The following is a 19,691-nucleotide window of genomic DNA, read 5'->3' as shown; positions in this document are numbered from 1 at the left end:
CCGTCTGAACGGGCGAAGACGACTGGGCCGCTGAAGGACTCGGCGCCGTTGTACCGCGGAACTCGGGTCGGTTCTGCGCCTCCGCCGTCTGAAGGGGCAAAGACGGCTGGCTCGTTGGAGGATTCGGCGCGGTCGCACTGCGGAACTCGGGTCCGCGCTGCTCCGCCGCAGACGACGGGACGAGCGAACTCTGGTGGGCCACTGATGGATTCGGCGTGGTCGCACCGCCGAACTCCGGTCGGCCATGCTCCGTCGCCGAAGCGTGGTCAGGTGCGCCGGGCATGCCGATGACGGCGGATTCGGTGCGCGGGTCGTCGAATCCTCTGCTCAAAGTCGTCCCCTAGTCGACTGATTCAAGTTTCGGCACGCGACCCTACCGGGTCGGCACCAGACGGCTCACGCCCGGTAAGCGCGGATAACCCCTGCGCTGCTCGAGATATGCGTCCCCCGCCTGCGCTACGGCCATGCGGAACCCAAGGGCGACCCTGCGCTTCGGCCGCGCGGGCTGTGGACGAACTAGTGCTCTGCCATGCGCAAGGTGTCGACGGACCTTCGTCCGCCTGTGGGCCGCCTACGGAAGCGTCAGCGGGACACGGTCTCCGAAGTCGACAGCCCGTGATTGCTCTCGGCGGTCGGACGCTTCGGCGGTGCGGCGACGAGGGTGAGCAGAGTGGCTTCGGGGCGGCAGCAGAAGCGGTAGGGCGCCCACGGCGAGGTGCCGATGCCCGCGGAGACGTGCAGCTGCGTGTGCTCGCCCCACTTCGACGGACCCTTCACGCGCGACTTATCGATGCCGCAGTTGGTGACCAGCGCGCCGTAACCGGGCAGCACCAGTTGGCCGCCGTGGGTGTGGCCGGCCAGCACCAGGTCGTAGCCGTCGTCGGCGAAGCGGTCCAGCACCCGCGGTTCGGGCGAGTGGGTGAGGCCGATGCGCAGATCGGCGAGAGGGTTCGGGGGGCCCGCGACCGTGTCGTACCGGTCGCGCTGCAGGTGCGGGTCGTCGACGCCCGCGGTGGCGATCCGGACGCCCGCCACCTCGAGGTCGCGGCGCACGTGGGTGAGGTCGAGCCAACCGCGTTCGGTGAACGCCGCCCGCAGGTCCTTCCACGGCAGCGGCGCGCCGAAGACGCGGCGGTGGTCCTTCTTGAAGTACTTCAGCGGGTTCTTCGGCACCGGAGCGAAGTAGTCGTTGCTGCCGAAAACGAAAAGGCCCGGGCGGGAGAGCAACCCGCCGAGGGCCTGAACCACCGCGGGCACCGACTTCTGGTGCGAGAGGTTGTCGCCGGTGTTGACGACCAGGTCCGGCTCCAGCCGATCCAGTTCACGCAGCCACTGCTGCTTGAGCTTCTGACCGGGCATCATGTGCAGATCGCTGATGTGCAGCACCCGTAGGCTCGACGAACCGGGCGGCAGCACCGGCATGGTCGCCTCGCGCAGGACGAACGCGTTGCGTTCGATCAGCGAGGCGTAGCCGATTCCGGCTACCGCGGCCCCGGTGGCTCCAAGCGCGGTTCGGCGGACGGCGGCGGTCGAGATCACGGGCATTTGCCCAGCATAGGTGAGGGTGCCTCAGAACGCCGAGTGTGTTTCCGCACAGCTCCGCCGAATCGGTGGAGCGGGTCCGCGAGCAGCGGTGTTTCCGCTTCGAGCCTGGAACCACCGCGGCGCCGCCGCCGCGAAATGTAATGGGCCAGACGACGGCGACCGGCTACCGTGTGCCTCATGTCGGAACTCAAAGATCGGCTGCGGACGGACATGACCGCCGCGATGAAAGCCAAGGACACGCTGCGCCTCGCGACGTTGCGCATGCTGCTTGCCGCGATCCAGACCGCCGAGGTCGCGGGCACGGAGGCGCGTGAACTCTCCGACGCCGAGGTGATCGCGGTGCTGCAGAAGGAGGCGAAGAAGCGCAACGAGTCGGCCGAGGTCTACACCCAGGCCGGTCGCGGCGAGCTCGCCGCCAACGAACACGCCGAGGCCAGGATCATCGACGAGTACCTGCCGACCCAGCTGACCGAGGCCGAGATCGCCGACCTGGCCGACACCGCGATCGCCCAGGTCGCCGAGGAAATCGGCGAACGACCCGGCATGCGCCAAATGGGTCAGGTCATGAAGATCGCGACCGCACTCGCCGCGGGCAAGGCCGACGGCTCGCGCATCTCCGCGGCCGTCAAAGCCCGCCTCTGACACAGCGCCCCGAAAACCAGAACCGCCGACCGGCAGCAACGCCGGTCGGCGGTTCTTCGTCTATCGATTACCTGGGCCACCAGGGCGGCAGCGGGAAGCCCGGCGGCAGCGCCGGAGGCGGCGGCAGCGGACCCTGAGCGGGCGGCGGCGGGGCCTGGCGCTCGGTGCCGTCACTGATGTAGATCGTGATGACCGATCCCGGGATGGCCGAACCGTTCGGCGCGGTGCTCATCACGCTGCCCTTGGGCGGCGGGCCCGCGCCGTTGACGGCCGACACCTGGAAGCCCGCGGCGATCAGCGCGGTGGTCGCCTCGCCCTGCGACATGCCGACCACGTCGGGCACCTGCGAGTTGTTCGCGCCGCGGACGTACTTGTCGTCCAGCGGCGGCAGCGCGGGCGGCGGGAAGTTGCCGATCACCGGCTTGATCGCGTTGAACCAGGTACGCGCGGGTTCGTTACCACCGAACAGGTTGCCGTCACCGCAGTTGCGCAGCGGGAACGAGCAGATCTCGCCGGGCGTCGGGCTGTCGCCGTAGACGTAGACCGCGGCGGCCAGCGAGTTGGTGAAGCCGAAGAAGGCCGAGGAGCGGTGGCTTTCCGTGGTTCCCGTCTTGCCCGCCATCGGCAGGTTCCAGCCGGTGGCCTGAGCCGCGGCCGCGGCGGTGCCCGCGGTGTCGTCCTTGCTCATCGCGTTGGCGAGCGTGTTGGCCAGGCCGGGCTCGACCACCTGCTCGCAGGCCTGCTGGGTGAGCGGAACCTGCTTGCCGCTGCGGTCGACGACCTCCTTGATCGGCGAGGGCGGGCACCAGCGGCCGCCGGAGGCCAGCGTCGCGGCGACGTTGGAGAGCTCGAGCGGGTTGATCGCGACCGGGCCGAGGGTGAACGAGCCGAGGTTCTGGCCCTTGATCATGTCGGCCAGGCTCTGGTTGCCGTGCCCGGAGCTGCCCGGGTTGGTGAACGAGCGCATGCCGAGCCGCACCGCCATGTCGACGGTCGGGGTGACGCCGACGGCCTGGATCAGCTTGACGAACGCGGTGTTCGGCGAGGTGGCCAGCGCCTCGGTCACCGACATCGGCGACTTGTAGCGGCCCGCGTTCTCGACGCAGTAGGTGGCGGGCGGGCAGCCGCGCGCGCCGCCGTTACCCATGCCGCGCGCGTCGAAGCGGCCGGGCACGTCGAGCTGGGAGTTGATGCCGAGGCCCTTCTCCATGGCGGCCGCCGTGGTGAAGACCTTGAAGACCGAGCCCGCGCCGTCGCCGACCATCGAGAACGGCTGCGGTTGCACCGTCTCGTTGGCGTCGCGGTTGAGGCCGTAGGTGCGGCTGCTGGCCATGGCGACGACGTCGTGCGAGTCCTGGCCGGGCGCGATCACCGACATCACCTCGGCGATGTCGTCGAGGTTCGGGTTGGCCGCCTCGGTGACCGCGCGCTTGACCGAGTCCTGCACGGCCGGATCGAGGGTGGTCTTGATCAGGTAGCCGCCCTTGTCGATCTGTTCGCGGCTGATGCCCGAATTGGCCAGGTATTGCAGCGCGTAGTCGCAGAAGAAGCCGCGGTCCTGGGCGGCGATGCAGCCACGCGGCAGACCCTTGGGCTCGGGCAGCACGCCGAGCGGCTCCGACTTGGCCTTGCGGAACTCCTCGGCGCGCGCCGGAATGTTCTGGATCATCGTGTCCAGCACGGTGTTCCGGCGAGCCAGCACGCCCTGCTGGTTGGTGTAGGGGTTCAGCTTGGAGCTGGACTGCACCATGCCCGCGAGCATCGCCGACTGCGGGACGTTCAGCTGGGCCGCGTCGATGCCGAAGTAGGTCTGCGCGGCGTCCTGGATGCCGTAGGACGAATTGCCGAACGGCACGAGATTCAGATACCTGGTGAGGATCTCGTCCTTGGTGAGTTCCTTGTCCAGGGTCAGCGCCATGCGGATCTCGCGGATCTTGCGCGCCGGGGTGGTCTCGATCGCCGCGCGGCGTTCGGCGTCGGTCTTGGCGACGACGAGCAGCTGGAAGTTCTTCACGTACTGCTGGTCGAGGGTGGACGCGCCCTGCTGCACCTCGCCGCTGGTGGTGTTGGTGAGGAACGCGCGCATCGTGCCCTGCCAGTCCACGCCGTCGTGGTCGGCGAAGCGGCGGTCCTCGATGGAGATGATCGCCAGCTTCATGTCGTTGGAGATGCGCTCGCTGGGCACCTCGAACCTGCGCTGCTCGTAGAGCCAGGCGATGGGAGACCCGTTCTTGTCCACCATGGTCGAGACCGCGGGGACGGTGCCCTCGACCAGTTCCGCGGAGACGTTGTCCACGGCGTCGGCGGCCCGGTTGGAAACGAACCCGAATCCACCGGCGAGGGGGAACAAGAGCCCGGCGACGAGCACCGCGGCCAGCGCGCAGCTGCCCGCCAGCTTCGCGAGCGTATGTGTGATCGGCACATTCGACACGTTCCCAAGGGTACGGGGTGCGCTTCTCGCCCTCTCGGGTGTGCTTGTCCGAAGGCGAGATCCGGCGTTCGTCCAGGCCTGTTGGGCGTGTCGCTCAGGCGTGTCAGGCGTGTCAAGCACCGGCGTGTCGCGAATCGGCCCGACTGATCGGTTCTTTATCACGTTTGCATGGACGGGCGTACCAAAAAATCTCGAGACGGTCTTGCGCTCGGGCCATACCTTTACCTAGATTGAGAACCCAGTGTGATGGAGCTAACACTCAAAGTGGAATGTGGTTCAGAGCGCAGCGGGGTTCGGGTTGCTGCGATCTGGCACGCGATTCTGGAGCGCCGTTGACCCGGTGTTCGGACTGCAAAGGGGCACACCAAATGCATATGACAACCCCCATCGCTCGATTGGACGTAGAGCAGGCCGAAGCGCGAATCGCCTGGGTATCCCAGGCCCGATGCAAGGAAGTAGATCCCGATCAGTTGTTCGTCCGCGGCGCGGCGCAGCGCAAAGCGGCGACGATCTGCAGGCACTGTCCGGTGCTGATGCAGTGTGGAGCCGATGCCCTCGACAATCGCGTCGAGTTCGGCGTGTGGGGTGGGATGACCGAACGGCAGCGGAGGGCGCTGCTGAAACAGCATCCCGAGGTGACCTCTTGGGCCGATTTCTTCCAGGCCCAGCGCCAGCACCAAGTGGCGATGTAGTCGACAGAACGAGAAAACGAGCCCGCGTTTGCGGGCTCGTTTTCGTTTGCGCCTATAGCGATTCCGATTCAATACCGAACGTTATGGTTAAGCGGAGATGCGGGCTCCGGTCAGCTGATCGCCCACTGCGCGCAGCGCCTCGAGATCGCAGACCTCGAACGGCAGCGCGGTCACCGGGACCATCGGCACGCGCGGATGCGCGCCGGTGAATCGGTGCAACAGATGCTGCTCGCGCTTGGCCGTGGCGACCCGTTCGGCGTGGATGCGCAGCACCGAGCTGGTCAGCGGATCGGATTCGGCAAGCTGGTCGGCGGCGGTGAGCGCGTGATCGGCGGGTAGGTCGCTCAGCGCCGGATGGGTCCGGTTGAGCACCAGTCCCGCGAGCGGCATCTGTTCGGTGGAGAGCCGATCGACGAAGAACGACGCCTCGCGCAGCGCGTCCGGTTCCGCGGCGGCCACCACAAGGAAGTGCGTGCCCGGCTTCGACAGCAACGCGTAGGTGCGGTCGGCCCGGTCCTGGAAACCGCCGAACAGCGACTCCAGCGACTGCAGGAAGACCGACGCGTCCTTGAGCAGCTGCCCGCCGACGACGGTGGACACGCCGCGCATGGCCAGGCTCATCGCGCCGGTGACGAACCGGCCGACGCCGCGTCCCGGCGCCATGATGAGCCGGATCATCTTGCCGTTGAGGAAGTTTCCGAGACGCTTCGGCGCGTCGAGGAAGTCGAGCGCGTTGCGCGACGGCGGGGTGTCGACCACGATCAGGTCCCATTCCCGCTTGTTCGCGAGCTGCCCGAGCTTCTCCATGGCCATGTATTCCTGCGTGCCGCCGAAGGACGACGCGAGGGTCTGATAGATCGGGTTGGCGAAGATCTGCTCGGCCTTCTCCGGTGTGGTGTGCTCGAGCACCATGTCGTCGAACGTGCGACGCATGTTCAGCATCATCGCGTACAGCTCGCCCTTGGCCTCCGGGCCGAGCGCCACCCGCTGCGGGCTGTTGTCCAAGTCGGCGACGCCGAGTGACTGGGCCAGTCGGCGCGCCGGGTCGATCGTCAGCACCACGACCTTGCGCCCCATCTCGGCGGCGCGCAGCGCGATCGCGGCGGCGGTGGTGGTCTTGCCGACGCCGCCGGAGCCGCAGCACACCACGACCCGCGCGGTGGGATCGGTGATGATCTTCGAGATGTCCAGGGTGGTCATCGCACTCCCTGCGCGCTCAGATGTTCGGCCAGCTCGTAGAGTCCGCCGAGGTCCATGCCGTCGGCCAGTGCGGGCAGGTGCAGCTGCGACACGTCGACCTTGTTCAGTTCAGCCGCGCTCGCGTCCTGGGCCTGCAACCGGGCGGAGTGCTCGTAGGTCTCGGCGATCAAGCCCTCGAAACTGTCCTCCGACAAGGCGATTCCGGCTTGCTCCAGTCCGGCGCGGATGGCGGCGCGGTCGATGTCGCCCTCGGCGGCGCGGTTGCGCACGTCGGTGGGCAGGAAGCTCTCGCCCGCGCGGTTCACGATCACCGTGCCGATGCGCAGGTCGTTGGAGGTGAGTTCGGCGACGGCGTCGGCGGTCTCCTGCACCGGCAGCGCCTCGAGCAGCGTGACCAGGTGGATCATCGTCTGATCCGAATGCAGCAGCCGGGATACGCCCTCGGCCTGCGAGGCGATCGGTCCGCCCTTGGCGATTTCGACCATCGCGGTGGTGACGTCGAGGAAGCTGGCGATCCGGCCGGTAGGCGGTGCGTCCACGACGATTTCGTCGTAGACCCGCTTGCCCGTGTTGTCCACGCGGACCGCGCACTCCTTGATCTTGCCGGTCAAGATGACGTCGCGCAGACCGGGCGCGATCGTGGTGACGAACTCGACGGCGCCCATCCGGCGCATCGCCCGTCCCGCGAAGCCCAGGTTGTAGAACATGTCGAGGTATTCGAGGAAGGCGTGCTCGATGTCGAGCGCCAGCGCGACCACCTCGCCGCCGCCGTCCGCGGTGGCGATTCTCGTCTCGGTCGGTGGCAGCGGCGGCAGGTCGAACAGCTGCGCGATGGACTGTCTGCTCTCGACTTCGACCAGCAGCACCCGGCGTCCGCCCGCGGCGAGTGCCAGCGCGAGCGCGGCGGCCACCGTCGACTTGCCCGTTCCCCCTTTGCCGGAGACATAGTGCAAGCGGGCCTTTTCCGCGCGCTTCGGCCAACCCGTCTCCAGCCCCGGCTCCGCCGAAATAGGCACTGCTGTTGGTACTCCCACGCTCGCGAGCCTATAGCCCGTTCTGCGATCACGCCCTAGGGATACGGTCACACTGCCGTTTTCGGCACCTTCTGTACCAGACAGTCTCGTCGGGGGCTATCATCCCGCCGACTCACGAGGCATATCCCGACAAGCCAGCCCGGGACGCGCGGCCCCGCGAGCTCGCCCATAAACTCACCGCATGAGTGATGTGACCCTGTGGGAGTACGCGACCGTTCCGCTGCTGACGCACGCGACCAAGCAGATCCTCGATCAGTGGGGAGCCGACGGCTGGGAGCTGGTGACGGTGCTGCCCGGCCCGACCGGTGAGCAGCATGTCGCGTACCTGAAGCGTCCGAGGCAGTAGGCCGTGGCTGTCGACGCGGCCACCCCGTGGCGTAAGAACCTGGAGCGGCTCGGACTGACCGTGCCTGCGGTGGCCGCGCCCGTCGCGGCCTACATCCCGGCGGTGCGCACCGGTTCGCTCGTCTACACCTCCGGCCAGCTGCCTTTCGTGAACGGCGAGCTGTCGGCGACCGGCAAGGTCGGCGCCGAGGTCTCGCTGGAGGCGGCGGCCGAGGCGGCGCGGCTGTGCGCGCTCAACGCGCTGGCCGCGGTGCACGACCTGGTCGGGCTCGACGAGGTGGTGCGGATCGTCAAGGTGGTCGGTTTCGTCGCGTCCGCGCCGGGATTCACCGATCAGCCGCTGGTGATCAACGGCGCCTCGGAGTTCCTCGGTGAGGTCTTCGGCGACGCGGGCGTGCACGCGCGTTCGGCCGTCGGCGTCTCCGAACTTCCGAAGAACACCCCGGTCGAGGTCGAACTGATCGCCGAGGTGCGTTAGACAGGTTGTCGGACAACGATTCCGAACGACCGAGGTAATGCGATGACGCCTACTCATCCCGCGTACGGGCAATTACGCCAGGTGACGCCGACGGCGGCGGTGCTGCTCGCGGACAATCCCGGCCAGATGACACTGGACGGCACCAACACCTGGATCCTGCGCGCGCCGGATGCGGCGGAGTACGTCGTGGTCGATCCGGGGCCGAAGGACAAGAAGCACAGCGAGGCCATCGCCAGGGTCACCGACGGCAAGATCGCGTTGACCCTGATCACGCACCGTCACCACGATCACACCGGCGGCATCGAGCGACTGGTGAAGCTGACCGGCACGCCGGTGCGCGCGAAGGATCCCGAATTCCTGCGCGGTGCCGCGCCGCTGACCGACGGCGAGGTGATCGAGGCCGCCGGACTGCGGATCGGTGTGCTCGCGACGCCGGGGCACACCGCCGACTCGCTGAGCTTCGTACTCGACGACGCGGTGCTCACCGGCGACACCATCCTCGGCAGCGGCACCACCGTGCTGGACTCCACCGACGGCACCCTCGCCGATTACCTCACCTCACTGGACCGGCTGATCGAGGCGGGCGCGGGCAAGGCGCTGCTGCCCGCCCACGGCCCGGACCACCCGGATCTGGAACCGGTCGCGCGGTACTACATCCAGCACCGCAGGGAGCGGCTCGACCAGGTGCGCGCCGCGCTCGCCGAACTCGGTCCGGACGCGGGCGCCATGGCGGTGGTGCGCAAGGTGTACGCGGATGTGGACAAGCGGCTCTGGTTGGCCGCGCGCAGCTCGGTGCAGGCTCAGCTGGAGTATCTGCGCGCCGAGCGATAGCCCGATTTCGACGCAGCCGACCGGAGTCCGCCGACAGCCTCGCGCATAGCCGGAGCGAAGGCGAAGGTACGCCTATCAGACGCAACCGGACGGAGTCCGCCAACAACCCCGCGCACGGCGGGAGCGAAGGCGCAGGGACGTCCGCCCGAAACACGACGGCCCGCCGGATCCAGTGGAGCGCTGGATCCGGCGGGCCGTGTCGTATTCAGGAGCGGGTCAGCGGGCGCGCCGCGCGAGTCGCTCGGAATCGGAGATGAGCACGCTCTTGCCCTCCAGCCGCAGCCAGCCGCGGTGCGCGAAGTCGGCGAGCGCCTTGTTGACGGTCTCGCGAGACGCGCCGACGAGCTGGGCGATCTCCTCCTGGGTCAGGTCGTGGGTGACCCGCAGGGCGCCCGCTTCCTGGGTGCCGAACCGCTGCGCGAGCTGCAACAGCGCCTTGGCGACGCGACCGGGAACGTCGGTGAAGATCAGGTCGGCGAGGTTGTTGTTGGTGCGCCGCAGACGGCGGGCGAGCACGCGGAGCAACTGCTCGGCGATCTCGGGCCGCTGGTCGATCCAGGACTTGAGGGCATCGCGATCCATCGTGACGGCGCGGACCTCGGTGACCGTGGTGGCGGTCGAGGTGCGCGGGCCCGGGTCGAAGATCGACAGCTCGCCGAACATGTCCGACGGGCCCATGATGGTGAGCAGGTTCTCCCGGCCGTCCGGGGAACGTCGGCCGATCTTCACCTTGCCCGAGGTGATGATGTACAGCCGATCGCCGGGTTCGCCCTCGTTGAAAATGACATGGCCGCGCGGGAAATCAACCGGCTGCAGTTGTTTGGCGAGTGCCGCCACCGCGGTGGGCTCTACGCCTTGGAAGATGCCTGCTCTGGCGAGGGCCTCGTCCACGAATGTGCTCCTTATGGGAAATGGCTCTGGGCTGGACCGAAGCGAATCGGCCAACAGCGCAGTCTACGCGGCATTGTGGCCGCGTAGTGACAGACACCACGTAACGAGTGGATTGCGCGGCGTCCAGGTAGTGGATTCAGCTCGCTCGAGCGACGTCCAGGTCGTCGTTACGGGAACGGCGCTTGCGCATCCGGGCCACCGCGGCGGGCAGTCCGGCCTTCGTCAACTCCTTGACCTCGGCGTTGCTGGCCCTGTCCAGGTACTGCTGAACCTCGGGGTCGGGTTCGAGAAGTTTGCGGAGCCGATTCTCGACCCGCTCCATCAGCAGTGCGAACAGCATCAACACCACTGGGAAGAGCACCACAGCGAGTCCTTGCATATCGCGTAGTAAACACGCTGAAGGTCTCAGATGGAACACGGCAGCAGATCTGGCCGGCCACCTTGTCGGAGCGGTTCCGTAAGGTGGACGCGTGCGTGCCTCCCCGTCTGTGACCGATGTGAACGGGTCTTCGGCTGCCGCCGGGGCGACCGATGCGCAACCCACGGGGGCGGCCGTTCCGAAACGGAAATCTCGCGCCCGACAGGCGGAAACGAAGCTGGGACTCGTGCGAAGGGCGCGCAGGATGAACCGCACCCTCGCGGCCGCGTTTCCCGGCGCGCACTGCGAGCTGGATTTCACCACTCCGCTCGAATTGGCCGTCGCGACAATCCTTTCCGCGCAGTGCACCGACGAGCGCGTGAATCTCACCACTCCCGCCGTCTTCGCCAAGTACCGCAGCGCGCGCGATTACGCCGAAGCGAACCGCGCGGAGCTGGAGGAATACATCCGGCCGACGGGGTTCTACCGGAACAAGACGAGCTCGCTGATCGGCCTCGGGCAAGCCCTGGTGACCGAACACGATGGTGAATTACCTCACACCCTCGCCGAACTGGTGAAATTGCCGGGCATCGGCCGCAAGACTGCCAACGTCATCCTCGGCAACGCCTTCGACGTGCCGGGCATCACGGTCGACACGCATTTCGGCAGGCTGGTTCGCCGGTGGGGCTGGACCACCGAGGAAGATCCGGTCAAGGTCGAGCACGCGGTCGGCGAACTCGTCGAGCGCAAGGAATGGACAATGTTGTCCCATCGCGTGATCTTTCACGGTCGGCGGGTGTGCCATGCCAGGAAGCCGGCGTGCGGCGCGTGCGTGCTCGCCGCCGACTGCCCGTCCTTCGGCGCCGGGCCGACCGAGCCGGAGCTCGCGGCGAAGCTGGTGAAGGGTCCGGAGCGCGAACATCTGCTCGGGATGGTCGGCCTGTGAAATCGCGGGCCGCGGACGAAACGCCGCGGGAAGAAGATTCCGGTACGGCGAGATTCTCCTCCGCGGTGCGCTGGGCGCTGGTCGGCCTGATCGTGGTCGTCGCCGCGGTGATCGCGCTGTGGCCGCGCGGCGGTGGCGAAGACACGGCGTCGGATCCGCGACCCGTCCCCGGCACGCAGCAGGTCCCCGCGCAACTGCGCGCTGATGCCGCGCTCGCACCCTGCCCGCGGCCCGCGCCGAGCGCGATGGGAGCGGGCCCGCTGGCCGGGATCACCCTGACCTGCCTGGCCGACGGCGCGCCCCTCGACCTCGCCGCGGCGCTCGCGGGCAAACCCGCGCTGCTCAACCTCTGGGCCTACTGGTGCGGACCGTGTGCCGAGGAGTTGCCGTACCTCCGCCAGTACGCGGAGCGGGCGGGTTCGGCGCTCACCGTGCTCACCGTGCACAGCGATCCCGAAGAGGCCAAGGCGCTGTTGCGCCTCACGGGATTGGACGTGCGTCTGCCCGGTGTGCTCGACGGCGCCGCGAAGGTGCGCGCCGCCGCGGGCGCCCCTGCCGTGCTGCCGATTTCGCTGCTGGTTCGCCCGGATGGTTCCCTTGCACAGGTTGTCGTGCGAACGTTTACCGACGTCGACGACATTGCCGATACGGTGGCAGCGGCGCTCGGAGTGCGAGCGTGACGGCGCGCGTGGTCGAACAAAAGGTTTGCGATGCCGTGAGAAGGTCTACACCGCAAGACATCTCGCAGCGTCTGTTGCGGGCGGACAGAACGGTTGTGGAGGTGGTGGTGCGCAGGTTCACCGGGGGAGCGGCATGACGATTCCGCTGCCGACCGACATTCCGCACTGGCTGCGCCGGGCCGTCGAGCCCGCGCACGCCGACGCGAGTGACACGTTGCGGATCGCGCGCGCCCTGCGCCGAGCCATGACGATCACCGGCGAGGCGCGCCAAGCCGCCGTGCTCGTGCTGTTCAGCGGTTCGACCGAGGACGATCCCACCGCTCCCGGCGGGTTGCCCGCGGACGCCGATGTGCTGCTGACCCAGCGCGCGTCGACCCTGCGCCAGCACCGGGGACAGGTCGCCTTCCCCGGTGGCGCTGTCGATCCCGAAGACGAGGGACCGATCGACACCGCGTTGCGCGAGGCGTGCGAGGAGACCGGCGTCCTGCGCGAGCACGTGCAGCCGCTAGCGGTGCTGCCGAAACTCTTCGTGCCGCCGTCGCGGTTCGACGTGACACCGGTCGTGGCCTACTGGCGCACGCCCGGTGAGGTGCGGGTGGTGAACCAGAGCGAGACCGAGCGGGTGGTGCGGGTGCCGCTCTCCGAAATGCTCGACCCGGCCAATCGCTTCCTCGTCCGCGGCAGCCTCGGCTACCAGAGCCCGGCCTTCCAGGTCGACGGCATGCTGGTCTGGGGACTGACCGGCGGGATACTCGCGGGCATCTTCCAGTCCGCGGGCTGGGAACTGGAATGGGACCGCGACGATGTGCGCGACCTCGAATCGGCGCTCGCCGCAGTGGGGATGACCTTATGAGCTCCTCGGCCTGGCTCGACATCATCGTGGTGCTGCTCGCCCTGGCCGCGGCCGCGTCCGGCTGGCGGCAGGGCGCCGTGGCCTCGGCGCTGGCCTTCCTCGGCGTCGTGCTCGGCGCCGTCGCGGGCATCCTCATCGCGCCGCACATCCTGGTGCACGTCGACGAGGGGCGGACCAGGGTGCTCACCGGTGTGCTGCTCATCGTGCTGTTGGTGATCGTCGGCGAGGTCGCGGGCATGGTGCTCGGGCGCGCCGCGCGCAGCGGGATGCGACATCCGTTCACCCGCAGCGTGGACAGCGTCGTCGGCGCGATGCTGCAGGCGGTGGCGGTGCTGGTCACCGCGTGGCTGTTGGCGCTGCCGCTGGCCACCTCGTCGCAGCCCGCGATCGCCACCGCGATCAACGGTTCCCGGGTGCTCGCCGACGTCAACCAGGTCGCGCCGAACTGGCTGCGCAAGGTCCCCAACGAATTCTCCAAGCTGCTCAACACTTCCGGCCTGCCGGACGTGATCGGTCCGTTCGGTCGCGCGCCCATCGCCGCGGTCGAGCCGCCGGATCCGAGCGTGCTCGCCAGCCCCGTCGCGGCCTCGCTGCAACAGAGCGTGTTGCGCATTCGCGGCGTCGCGCCGAGCTGCCAGCGCGCGCTGGAGGGTTCGGGCTTCGTCATCGCGCCGGAGCGGGTGATGACCAACGCGCACGTCGTCGCGGGCACCACCAGCGTCGCGGTGGACACCCCGCGCGGACCGCTGGACGCTCACGTCGTGCTGTTCGATCCGTCCAAGGACATCGCGGTGCTCTCGGTGCCCGGCCTGACCTCACCGGTCGTGCCGCAGGCCCCGGCGCCCGCGCGCTCCGGCGACAGCGCGATCGTGCTGGGCTACCCGGGCGGCGGACCGTACACGGCCAGCGCGGCCCGCGTCCGCGAGACGCTCGACCTCACCGGCCCGACGATCTACCGCAACGGCACCGTCGAGCGCGAGGTCTACACCGTCCGCGGCCTGGTGCGAGCGGGCAACTCCGGCGGCCCACTCGTGGACACCGAAGGCCAGGTGCTCGGCGTGGTCTTCGGCGCCGCGGTCACCGACGACGACACGGGCTACGTGCTGACCCTCGACGAGGTCCGCTCCGACCTCGACGCGGCCACCGGCGCGAACCTTCCCGTCGACACGGGAGCTTGTGTACTCAGCTGAGTGCGGTGAATGCGCGGATCGCGTCCGGGTGGTCGGACCAGCTCGGACGCGATAGCCGCAGCCTCCGTCAGCCCGCTTGGAGTTGCACGGTCGTCTCGTAGCCGTCGATGAAATTGTCGCCGTTGTCATATGCACGGAGGATGACGCTGGCCTGGCCATCTTGCCAAGCGAACGGGTGATCCTCGGTGCTGCGCTGGTAAAAGCCTTGCTGCCAGTGCCCGTTGTTGCACGCCGTAGGACGGGTGAGGGCGTTGCTGCCCTGACGGAGCACGACCTCGAGACTCGACACCCTATCGGCGCAAGTGCCCGCGAGGTACGCGACTTCCCTCGATCCGTTTATCTCTCCGGGAGAATGGACGGTGGCCACACGTTGACCTTGTTCGGCGTTCGCGACGCCCTGCATACCGCCGGTGGCGAAGGCGGCGACGGCGAGTGCGAGAACCATGATGCGGGTGTGAGGCAAGTGCACTTCCCTTCTGGTCACATGATCGGACTGCTCATCAACAGGGCTCAGGCGAGTTCGAGTCATCCAGCGACCGCGTTTTCTCGCCAAATCTGTAGCGGAGAGAGATAGCAAACGGCAATGACAATATCGGTCGATGGCGGACAAACCAGGTCACACCGGTTCGCGCGGCGCTGTCGCCTACGCGGCACATCGGTACCGCTGTCGGCCTCCATCTCGGAGCGGTTCGGAGGACGCGACGGTCAGCCGAGGAACTTGGCCAGTTCCGCGGTGACCACGTCCGGGTTCTCCTGGTGCGCGAAGTGGGCGGCGTTCGGCACGGTGACCATGCGGCGGTGCGGTGACCAGCGCAGGCCGCGGTGGAAGGTGGAGCGCAGCAAGTAGTTGTCGGATTCGCCGCGCATGGCGAGCACCGGGATGCCGATGGGGACGCGGACAGTGGCCATGAAGCGGCGGCCGTCGGGGCGCCACTGACTGCGGAAGGCCCAGCGCTGATACTCCAGCGCGCAGTGCGCGGCGCCGGGGATCTGGATGGCCGAGCGCATGCGCCGGGCCGCGTCCACGAATTCGGCGGTCCCCGACCAGGATCCGGTGACGCGCTGCCGCAGCAGGCGCTCCACCTCGAACCCGTCGCGGGTGGTCAGCCGGTGTTCCGGATAGCGGGGCAGCTGGTAGCGCAGGAAGTTCGGCAGCCACGTCCTGCGCTGCCGCCGATCGCGCAGCACGGCGCTCTTCAGCGCGCCAGGGTGCGGCGAACTCACCAGCGCGATGGCGCGCACCAGCCTGGGATGCAGAACCGCGGTGGCCCAGCAGACCAGCCCGCCTTCCGCATGGCCGACCAGCGCGGCCTCGGTGTGCCCGAGCGCGCGGATGAGTCCGGCGATGTCACCGGCGAGGGTCCAGCCGTCGTAGCCGCGCGGGGGTTTGTCGCTGTCGCCGTAGCCGCGCAGGTCCACCGCGACCGCGCGGAAACCCAGCTCGGTGAGCCCGGTCAGCTGGTGCCGCCAGGACCACCAGAAATCGGCGAACCCGTGCAGCAGCACCACCAGCGGTGCGTCGGTGCGCTCGGGCGCGGCCTCCACGACGTGGAATCGAATGCCGTTGGCATGAACGTCCCGGTGGGTCCACGGACCGTCGTAACGGACGCTGGACGGATCCGGAAGGAAGTTCGACGACACGCCGACCGAGCCTAGTGGTCGGCGCGCGGCGCCGCGACGACGACCCGCACGGTCAGTTGGTGCGCTTTTCCAGCGCCAGGTGCTCGTCGTGCGCGGCGGCGCCGAATCCGCTCGGCAGCACGGAACGCGCCTGCTTCAGCGAATCGATCGTCTTCTCCGGCGCGCGCAGCTTCTTCACCCGCCGATAGCCGAGGAACGCGAGCGCCGCGGTCGCGACGACCATCAGCAGGAACACGATCAGGAACGCGGCCCACCTGGCCAGCCACACGTCGAGCAGCTCGCCGAGGAAGAAGAAAAAGAAGAAGGTGCTGAACAGCAGCACGGTCAGCGCGAGGATGAAGTAGACGCTGCCTTGCAGGCCCTTCTTGATCTCGCCCGTGACCTCGGCCTTGGCCAGCTCGACCTCGGCGCGCACCAGGGTCGACATCTGCTCGGCCGCGTCGCGGACCAGGGTGCCGAAGCTGGCGGAGCCGATCGGGTTGGCATCGGTCAGCGGAATGGAGGTGACCGTGCGCCCGCTCTGCGCGTCGTTCCCGTTACCGCCCTGGGTGAAACTCACTTGGTCGACCCTTCTCCCTGTCCCGGCACTGCTTTCAGCTCCGTCACGCAGGCTACCGCCTGTCGGCCCGTCGCTCGCGTGGTGTTCCTGCTGCGGCGTGCTCGCGCTCGCGTTCACTCTTCCGGTTCTAGCGCACGAGCCGCGCGCCGCGCCTGGTGGACACGCCCACGCCGCAACAGTAGCGCCGAACCGGCGAGCGATGCCGCCATGGAGGTCACCAGCACCGCGGCCTTCGCCAGTTCGACGGCCGAGCCGTCGCCGACGTCGGACAGCGCGAGTTCCGCCACGAGAAGGCTAACCGTGAAGCCGATCGCGCCGAGGACCGACAGGGCGAACATGTCACGGTATTCGAGATTGGCCGGCTTCTTCGCGATGCCGAACCGGATTGCCACCCAGCTGATCCCGAAGATGCCGATGGTCTTGCCGAGCAGCAGCCCGAGAATGATGGCCAGCGCGAGCCGGTCGGTGAACAGCTCGCCGAAGACCTTGCCGTTCAACGGGACTCCGGAAGCGAACAACGCGAACAGCGGCACGCACAGACCGGCCGAGATCGGCTGGAACCGATGCTCCCACCTGGTCGCGGGCGCCTCGTCTTCGTCGGGGTCCGTGCGCACCCTGGTCAGCAGGCCGAGCGCGACACCCGCCAGCGTCGGATGGATGCCCGCCTCGTGCAGCGCGTACCAGGAGACCAGCGCCAGCGGCACGTACACCACCGGCGAGCTGATCCGCCGGTGCTGGGCAAGCGCCCACGCCGCGAAGCAGGCCGCGGCGGCGAGCAGCCACAGCAGCGAGAGCGCGGTGGTGAACAGCACCGCGATCAGAATGATGGCCAGCAGATCGTCCACCACGGCCAGACTGAGCAGGAACACCCGCGCGCCCGCCGGAATGCGCGAACCGGTCATGGCGAGCACGGCCAGCGCGAAGGCGATGTCGGTGGCGACCGGGATGGCCCAGCCGCGGTCCATGCCTTCGACCCCGGATCCGACGATCGCCGCGATCAGCGCGGGCGTGACCACGCCGCCGACCGCGGCGATGATGGGTAACGCGGCGCGTTTGCGATCGGCCAGCTCACCGACCACGAGCTCGCGTTTGAGCTCGAGCCCCGCGACGAAGAAGAATACGGCGAGCAGACCGTCCTTGGCCCAATCGGCAAGCGTGAGTTCCAGGTGCAGCCGCTCGATCGGCAGCACCGTCTGGGTCATCGTGACGTAGCTGTCGCCCCACGGGGAGTTCACCCAGAGCAACGCGATCGCCGCCGCGACGAGAAGCAGGGCGCCACCGACGGTTTCGGTTCGCAGATAGCGAGCCAGCTCGGAGCGCACCTGGTTGATCACGGAAAACCTTTCGTCCGGGCGTGTAAAACCACGGACCCGCGATCGAGCTGTTCCGGCTCACACCACCTGCCCGCACGCCGACCAGACTTCCCGGCACACCTGACGCAATTCTAACGGGTACGCCCGGTGACAAGATCAGCCACCGGCCGTATCCTGCGCCCTCCCGGTGTGCACTTCGCAGAGCCGCGACACGCTTCGCTGGGGATACACCCGCTGCGAAGCGCGCGAACCGTCTGCGAGGAAGCTCAGGCGCGGCTGGCGCGGATCGCCTCGAAGACGTTGGGGTCGACCAGGGTGGAAGTGTCGCCGAGTTCGCGGCCTTCGGCGACGTCGCGCAGCAGGCGGCGCATGATCTTGCCGCTGCGGGTTTTGGGGAGTTCGGGCACGACGTGGATTTCGCGTGGTTTGGCGATGGGGCTGATCTCGCGGGCGACTTCGGCTTTGAGTTCGTCGACGAGTGCTTGGCCGGTGTCTTTGGCTTCGGCGGTGAGGATGACGAAGGCGACGATGCCTTGGCCGGTGGTGGTGTCGGTGGCGCCGACGACGGCGGCTTCGGCGACGCCGGAGTGTCCGACGAGGGCGGATTCGACTTCGGCGGTGGAGATGCGGTGGCCGGAGACGTTCATGACGTCGTCGACCCGGCCGAGCACCCACAGGTCGCCGTCGGCGTCGAGTTTGGCGCCGTCACCGGCGAAGTACCAGCCCTGTTCGGCGTAGCGCTCCCAGTAGGTGGCCCGGTAGCGCTCCATGTCGCCCCAGATGCCGCGCAGCATCGACGGCCACGGCTGATCGAGCACCAGGTAGCCGTTGGCCTCGGTCTCGCCGCGCTGCACCGGCTTGCCCTCTTCGTCCACGACTTGGGCGGAGATGCCGGGCAGCGGGGTCATCGCGGCGCCGGGTTTGGCGGCGGTGACGCCGGGCAGCGGGGAGATCATGATCGCGCCGGTCTCGGTCTGCCACCAGGTGTCCACGATGGGTGTGGCGTTCGCGCCGACGACCTCGCGGTACCAGCGCCAGGCCTCGGGGTTGATCGGCTCGCCGACCGAGCCGAGCAGCCGGATGCTGGACAGGTCGTGCGCGGCGGGGATCTCGCGGCCCCACTTCATGAAGGTGCGCACGAGCGTGGGGGCGGTGTAATAGATGGTGACGCCGTACTTTTCGACGATCTGCCAGTGGCGGTGTTCGTCGGGGAAGTTGGGGGTGCCTTCGTAGACGACCTGGGTGGCGCGGTTGGACAGGGGTCCGTAGACGATGTAGCTGTGGCCGGTGACCCAGCCGATGTCGGCGGTGCACCAGTAGACGTCTTGTCCTGGTTTGTGGTCGAAGACGTAGTGGTGGGTGTAGGAGGTTTGGGTGAGGTAGCCGCCGGAGGTGTGCAGGATGCCTTTGGGTTTTCCGGTGGTGCCGGAGGTGTAGAGGATGAACAGCGGGTGCTCGGCGTCGAAGGGCTGGGCTTCGTGTTCGGTCGAGGCTTGGGCGACGGTCTCGTGCCACCACAGGTCGCGCCCCTCGGTCCAGGGCACCTCGACGCCCGTCCGGCGCACCACCAGCACGTGCTCGACGCTGTGTCCATTTTCGCCCGAGCGGGCGCCCTCCGTGGGAGCTCCCTCCTCCGGGCCCTGACCGTCCGGGCGGGGCGGCACATCCCCATGCGCGTGGAGCGCCTCGTCCACGGCTTCCTTGAGCGGCGCGGACTTGCCGCGGCGCCACTGCCCGTCGGTGGTGATGACGAGCCGGGCGCGCGCGTCGTCGACGCGCTGGCGCAGGGCGGTAGGGGAGAAGCCCGCGAACACCACCGAGTGGGTGAGCCCGAGGCGGGCGCAGGCCAGGATGGACACGATGGCCTCGGGGACCATGGGCATGTAGATGGCGACCCGGTCGCCCGCCTCGAGCCCGAGCTCGGTCAGGTAGTTGGCGGCCTGGGACACCTCGTCGAGCAGCTGCCGGTAGGTGATGTCGCGGGAGTCGCCCGGTTCGCCTTCCCAGTGGATGGCGACCTGGTCGCCGTGACCATCGAGGACGTGACGGTCCACGCAGTTGT

General features: G+C 68.4%; 20 protein-coding genes. 9 read left to right on the top strand and 11 right to left on the bottom strand.

Annotated elements, in window-relative coordinates:
* Nucleotides 1-582: 582 nt before the first annotated feature.
* Nucleotides 583-1,545 carry a metallophosphoesterase gene (locus AB0H49_RS27950; RefSeq protein WP_354997982.1) on the bottom strand — a complete coding sequence of 321 codons (963 nt, stop codon included), beginning with the start codon at nt 1,543-1,545 and terminating at the stop codon, nt 583-585.
* A 177-nt stretch (nt 1,546-1,722) separates the two neighbouring features.
* Here AB0H49_RS27950 and AB0H49_RS27945 point away from each other — a divergent pair, with 177 nt between their 5' ends.
* Nucleotides 1,723-2,187, top strand: a complete 465-nt coding sequence (locus AB0H49_RS27945) for a GatB/YqeY domain-containing protein (RefSeq protein WP_354997981.1) — start codon at nt 1,723-1,725, stop codon at nt 2,185-2,187.
* Between the two features lie 67 nt (nt 2,188-2,254).
* Here AB0H49_RS27945 and AB0H49_RS27940 read toward each other — a convergent pair whose 3' ends face one another.
* On the bottom strand, nt 2,255-4,609 hold the full coding sequence (locus AB0H49_RS27940; RefSeq protein WP_357255901.1) for a penicillin-binding protein: 2,355 nt from the start codon (nt 4,607-4,609) through the stop codon (nt 2,255-2,257).
* Between the two features lie 377 nt (nt 4,610-4,986).
* On the opposite strand from AB0H49_RS27940, the gene AB0H49_RS27935 reads away from it, so the two are divergent.
* Nucleotides 4,987-5,310, top strand: coding sequence for a WhiB family transcriptional regulator (locus AB0H49_RS27935; RefSeq protein WP_011206869.1), 324 nt, complete (start codon nt 4,987-4,989; stop codon nt 5,308-5,310).
* A gap of 87 nt (nt 5,311-5,397) precedes the next feature.
* On the opposite strand, the gene AB0H49_RS27930 is transcribed toward AB0H49_RS27935, so the two are convergent.
* Both AB0H49_RS27930 and AB0H49_RS27925 read right to left on the bottom strand, forming a co-directional pair.
* A complete protein-coding gene (locus tag AB0H49_RS27930; RefSeq protein ID WP_354997979.1) occupies nt 5,398-6,510 on the bottom strand; it encodes an ArsA family ATPase in 1,113 nt (370 codons plus the stop codon).
* A complete protein-coding gene (locus tag AB0H49_RS27925) occupies nt 6,507-7,526 on the bottom strand; it encodes an ArsA-related P-loop ATPase (protein WP_357255899.1) in 1,020 nt (339 codons plus the stop codon). The genes AB0H49_RS27930 and AB0H49_RS27925 overlap by 4 nt, the downstream gene beginning before the upstream one ends.
* A 199-nt stretch (nt 7,527-7,725) precedes the next feature.
* On the opposite strand from AB0H49_RS27925, the gene AB0H49_RS27920 reads away from it, so the two are divergent.
* Genes AB0H49_RS27920 through AB0H49_RS27910 form a run of 3 tightly spaced genes read left to right on the top strand, consistent with a single transcriptional unit; the run spans nt 7,726 to nt 9,198 of the window.
* Nucleotides 7,726-7,890 carry a DUF4177 domain-containing protein gene (locus AB0H49_RS27920; RefSeq protein ID WP_085999251.1) on the top strand — a complete coding sequence of 55 codons (165 nt, stop codon included), beginning with the start codon at nt 7,726-7,728 and terminating at the stop codon, nt 7,888-7,890.
* Nucleotides 7,891-7,893: 3 nt separating this feature from the next.
* Nucleotides 7,894-8,367: a RidA family protein gene (locus AB0H49_RS27915; RefSeq protein ID WP_068063110.1), complete on the top strand. Its 474-nt coding sequence runs from the start codon at nt 7,894-7,896 to the stop codon at nt 8,365-8,367.
* Between the two features lie 42 nt (nt 8,368-8,409).
* Nucleotides 8,410-9,198, top strand: a complete 789-nt coding sequence (locus AB0H49_RS27910) for an MBL fold metallo-hydrolase (protein WP_354997978.1) — start codon at nt 8,410-8,412, stop codon at nt 9,196-9,198.
* A 216-nt stretch (nt 9,199-9,414) separates the two neighbouring features.
* Here the strand turns inward: AB0H49_RS27910 and AB0H49_RS27905 are convergent, their stop codons facing one another.
* Together AB0H49_RS27905 and AB0H49_RS27900 are read right to left on the bottom strand one after the other, a co-directional pair.
* Entirely contained in the window at nt 9,415-10,089 is a 675-nt protein-coding gene (locus tag AB0H49_RS27905; protein WP_011206875.1) for a Crp/Fnr family transcriptional regulator, read from the bottom strand.
* 136 nt (nt 10,090-10,225) lie between these two features.
* Nucleotides 10,226-10,468 carry a hypothetical protein gene (locus tag AB0H49_RS27900; RefSeq protein ID WP_067790206.1) on the bottom strand — a complete coding sequence of 81 codons (243 nt, stop codon included), beginning with the start codon at nt 10,466-10,468 and terminating at the stop codon, nt 10,226-10,228.
* A 244-nt stretch (nt 10,469-10,712) separates the two neighbouring features.
* Here AB0H49_RS27900 and nth point away from each other — a divergent pair, with 244 nt between their 5' ends.
* The 4 genes from nth to AB0H49_RS27880 all read left to right on the top strand — a co-directional run bounded on the left by nth (nt 10,713) and on the right by AB0H49_RS27880 (nt 14,116).
* Nucleotides 10,713-11,393 (top strand): endonuclease III, encoded by a 681-nt coding sequence (nth, locus tag AB0H49_RS27895; RefSeq protein ID WP_354997977.1) that lies wholly within the window; start codon nt 10,713-10,715, stop codon nt 11,391-11,393.
* A gap of 65 nt (nt 11,394-11,458) precedes the next feature.
* Nucleotides 11,459-12,073, top strand: a complete 615-nt coding sequence (locus AB0H49_RS27890) for a TlpA disulfide reductase family protein (protein ID WP_357255897.1) — start codon at nt 11,459-11,461, stop codon at nt 12,071-12,073.
* A 133-nt stretch (nt 12,074-12,206) separates the two neighbouring features.
* Nucleotides 12,207-12,926: a CoA pyrophosphatase gene (locus tag AB0H49_RS27885; protein ID WP_354997976.1), complete on the top strand. Its 720-nt coding sequence runs from the start codon at nt 12,207-12,209 to the stop codon at nt 12,924-12,926.
* A complete protein-coding gene (locus AB0H49_RS27880; protein ID WP_354997975.1) occupies nt 12,923-14,116 on the top strand; it encodes a MarP family serine protease in 1,194 nt (397 codons plus the stop codon). Before AB0H49_RS27885 ends, AB0H49_RS27880 begins: the two co-directional genes overlap by 4 nt.
* A 67-nt stretch (nt 14,117-14,183) precedes the next feature.
* Here the strand turns inward: AB0H49_RS27880 and AB0H49_RS27875 are convergent, their stop codons facing one another.
* The 5 genes from AB0H49_RS27875 to AB0H49_RS27855 form a co-directional block, all read right to left on the bottom strand.
* The gene (locus AB0H49_RS27875; RefSeq protein WP_357255691.1) at nt 14,184-14,561 is read right to left on the bottom strand and encodes a hypothetical protein; all 378 of its coding nucleotides are present in this window, start codon (nt 14,559-14,561) and stop codon (nt 14,184-14,186) included.
* Nucleotides 14,562-14,821: 260 nt separating this feature from the next.
* Complete coding sequence (locus tag AB0H49_RS27870; RefSeq protein ID WP_354997974.1) at nt 14,822-15,757, bottom strand: alpha/beta hydrolase; 936 nt, start codon at nt 15,755-15,757, stop codon at nt 14,822-14,824.
* 52 nt (nt 15,758-15,809) lie between these two features.
* Nucleotides 15,810-16,316, bottom strand: a complete 507-nt coding sequence (locus tag AB0H49_RS27865; RefSeq protein WP_354997973.1) for a phage holin family protein — start codon at nt 16,314-16,316, stop codon at nt 15,810-15,812.
* A gap of 113 nt (nt 16,317-16,429) precedes the next feature.
* Nucleotides 16,430-17,650 (bottom strand): Na+/H+ antiporter NhaA, encoded by a 1,221-nt coding sequence (gene nhaA, locus AB0H49_RS27860; RefSeq protein ID WP_357255688.1) that lies wholly within the window; start codon nt 17,648-17,650, stop codon nt 16,430-16,432.
* Between the two features lie 245 nt (nt 17,651-17,895).
* On the bottom strand, nt 17,896-19,691 hold a 1,796-nt coding region (locus AB0H49_RS27855; RefSeq protein WP_357255686.1), incomplete at its 5' end, for an acetate--CoA ligase.

The organism is Nocardia sp. NPDC050713, assembly GCF_040654315.1.
Lineage (GTDB): Bacteria > Actinomycetota > Actinomycetes > Mycobacteriales > Mycobacteriaceae > Nocardia.
The sequence above is the reverse complement of the archived record's forward strand: the minus strand, read 5'-3'. Positions and strand labels throughout refer to the sequence as shown.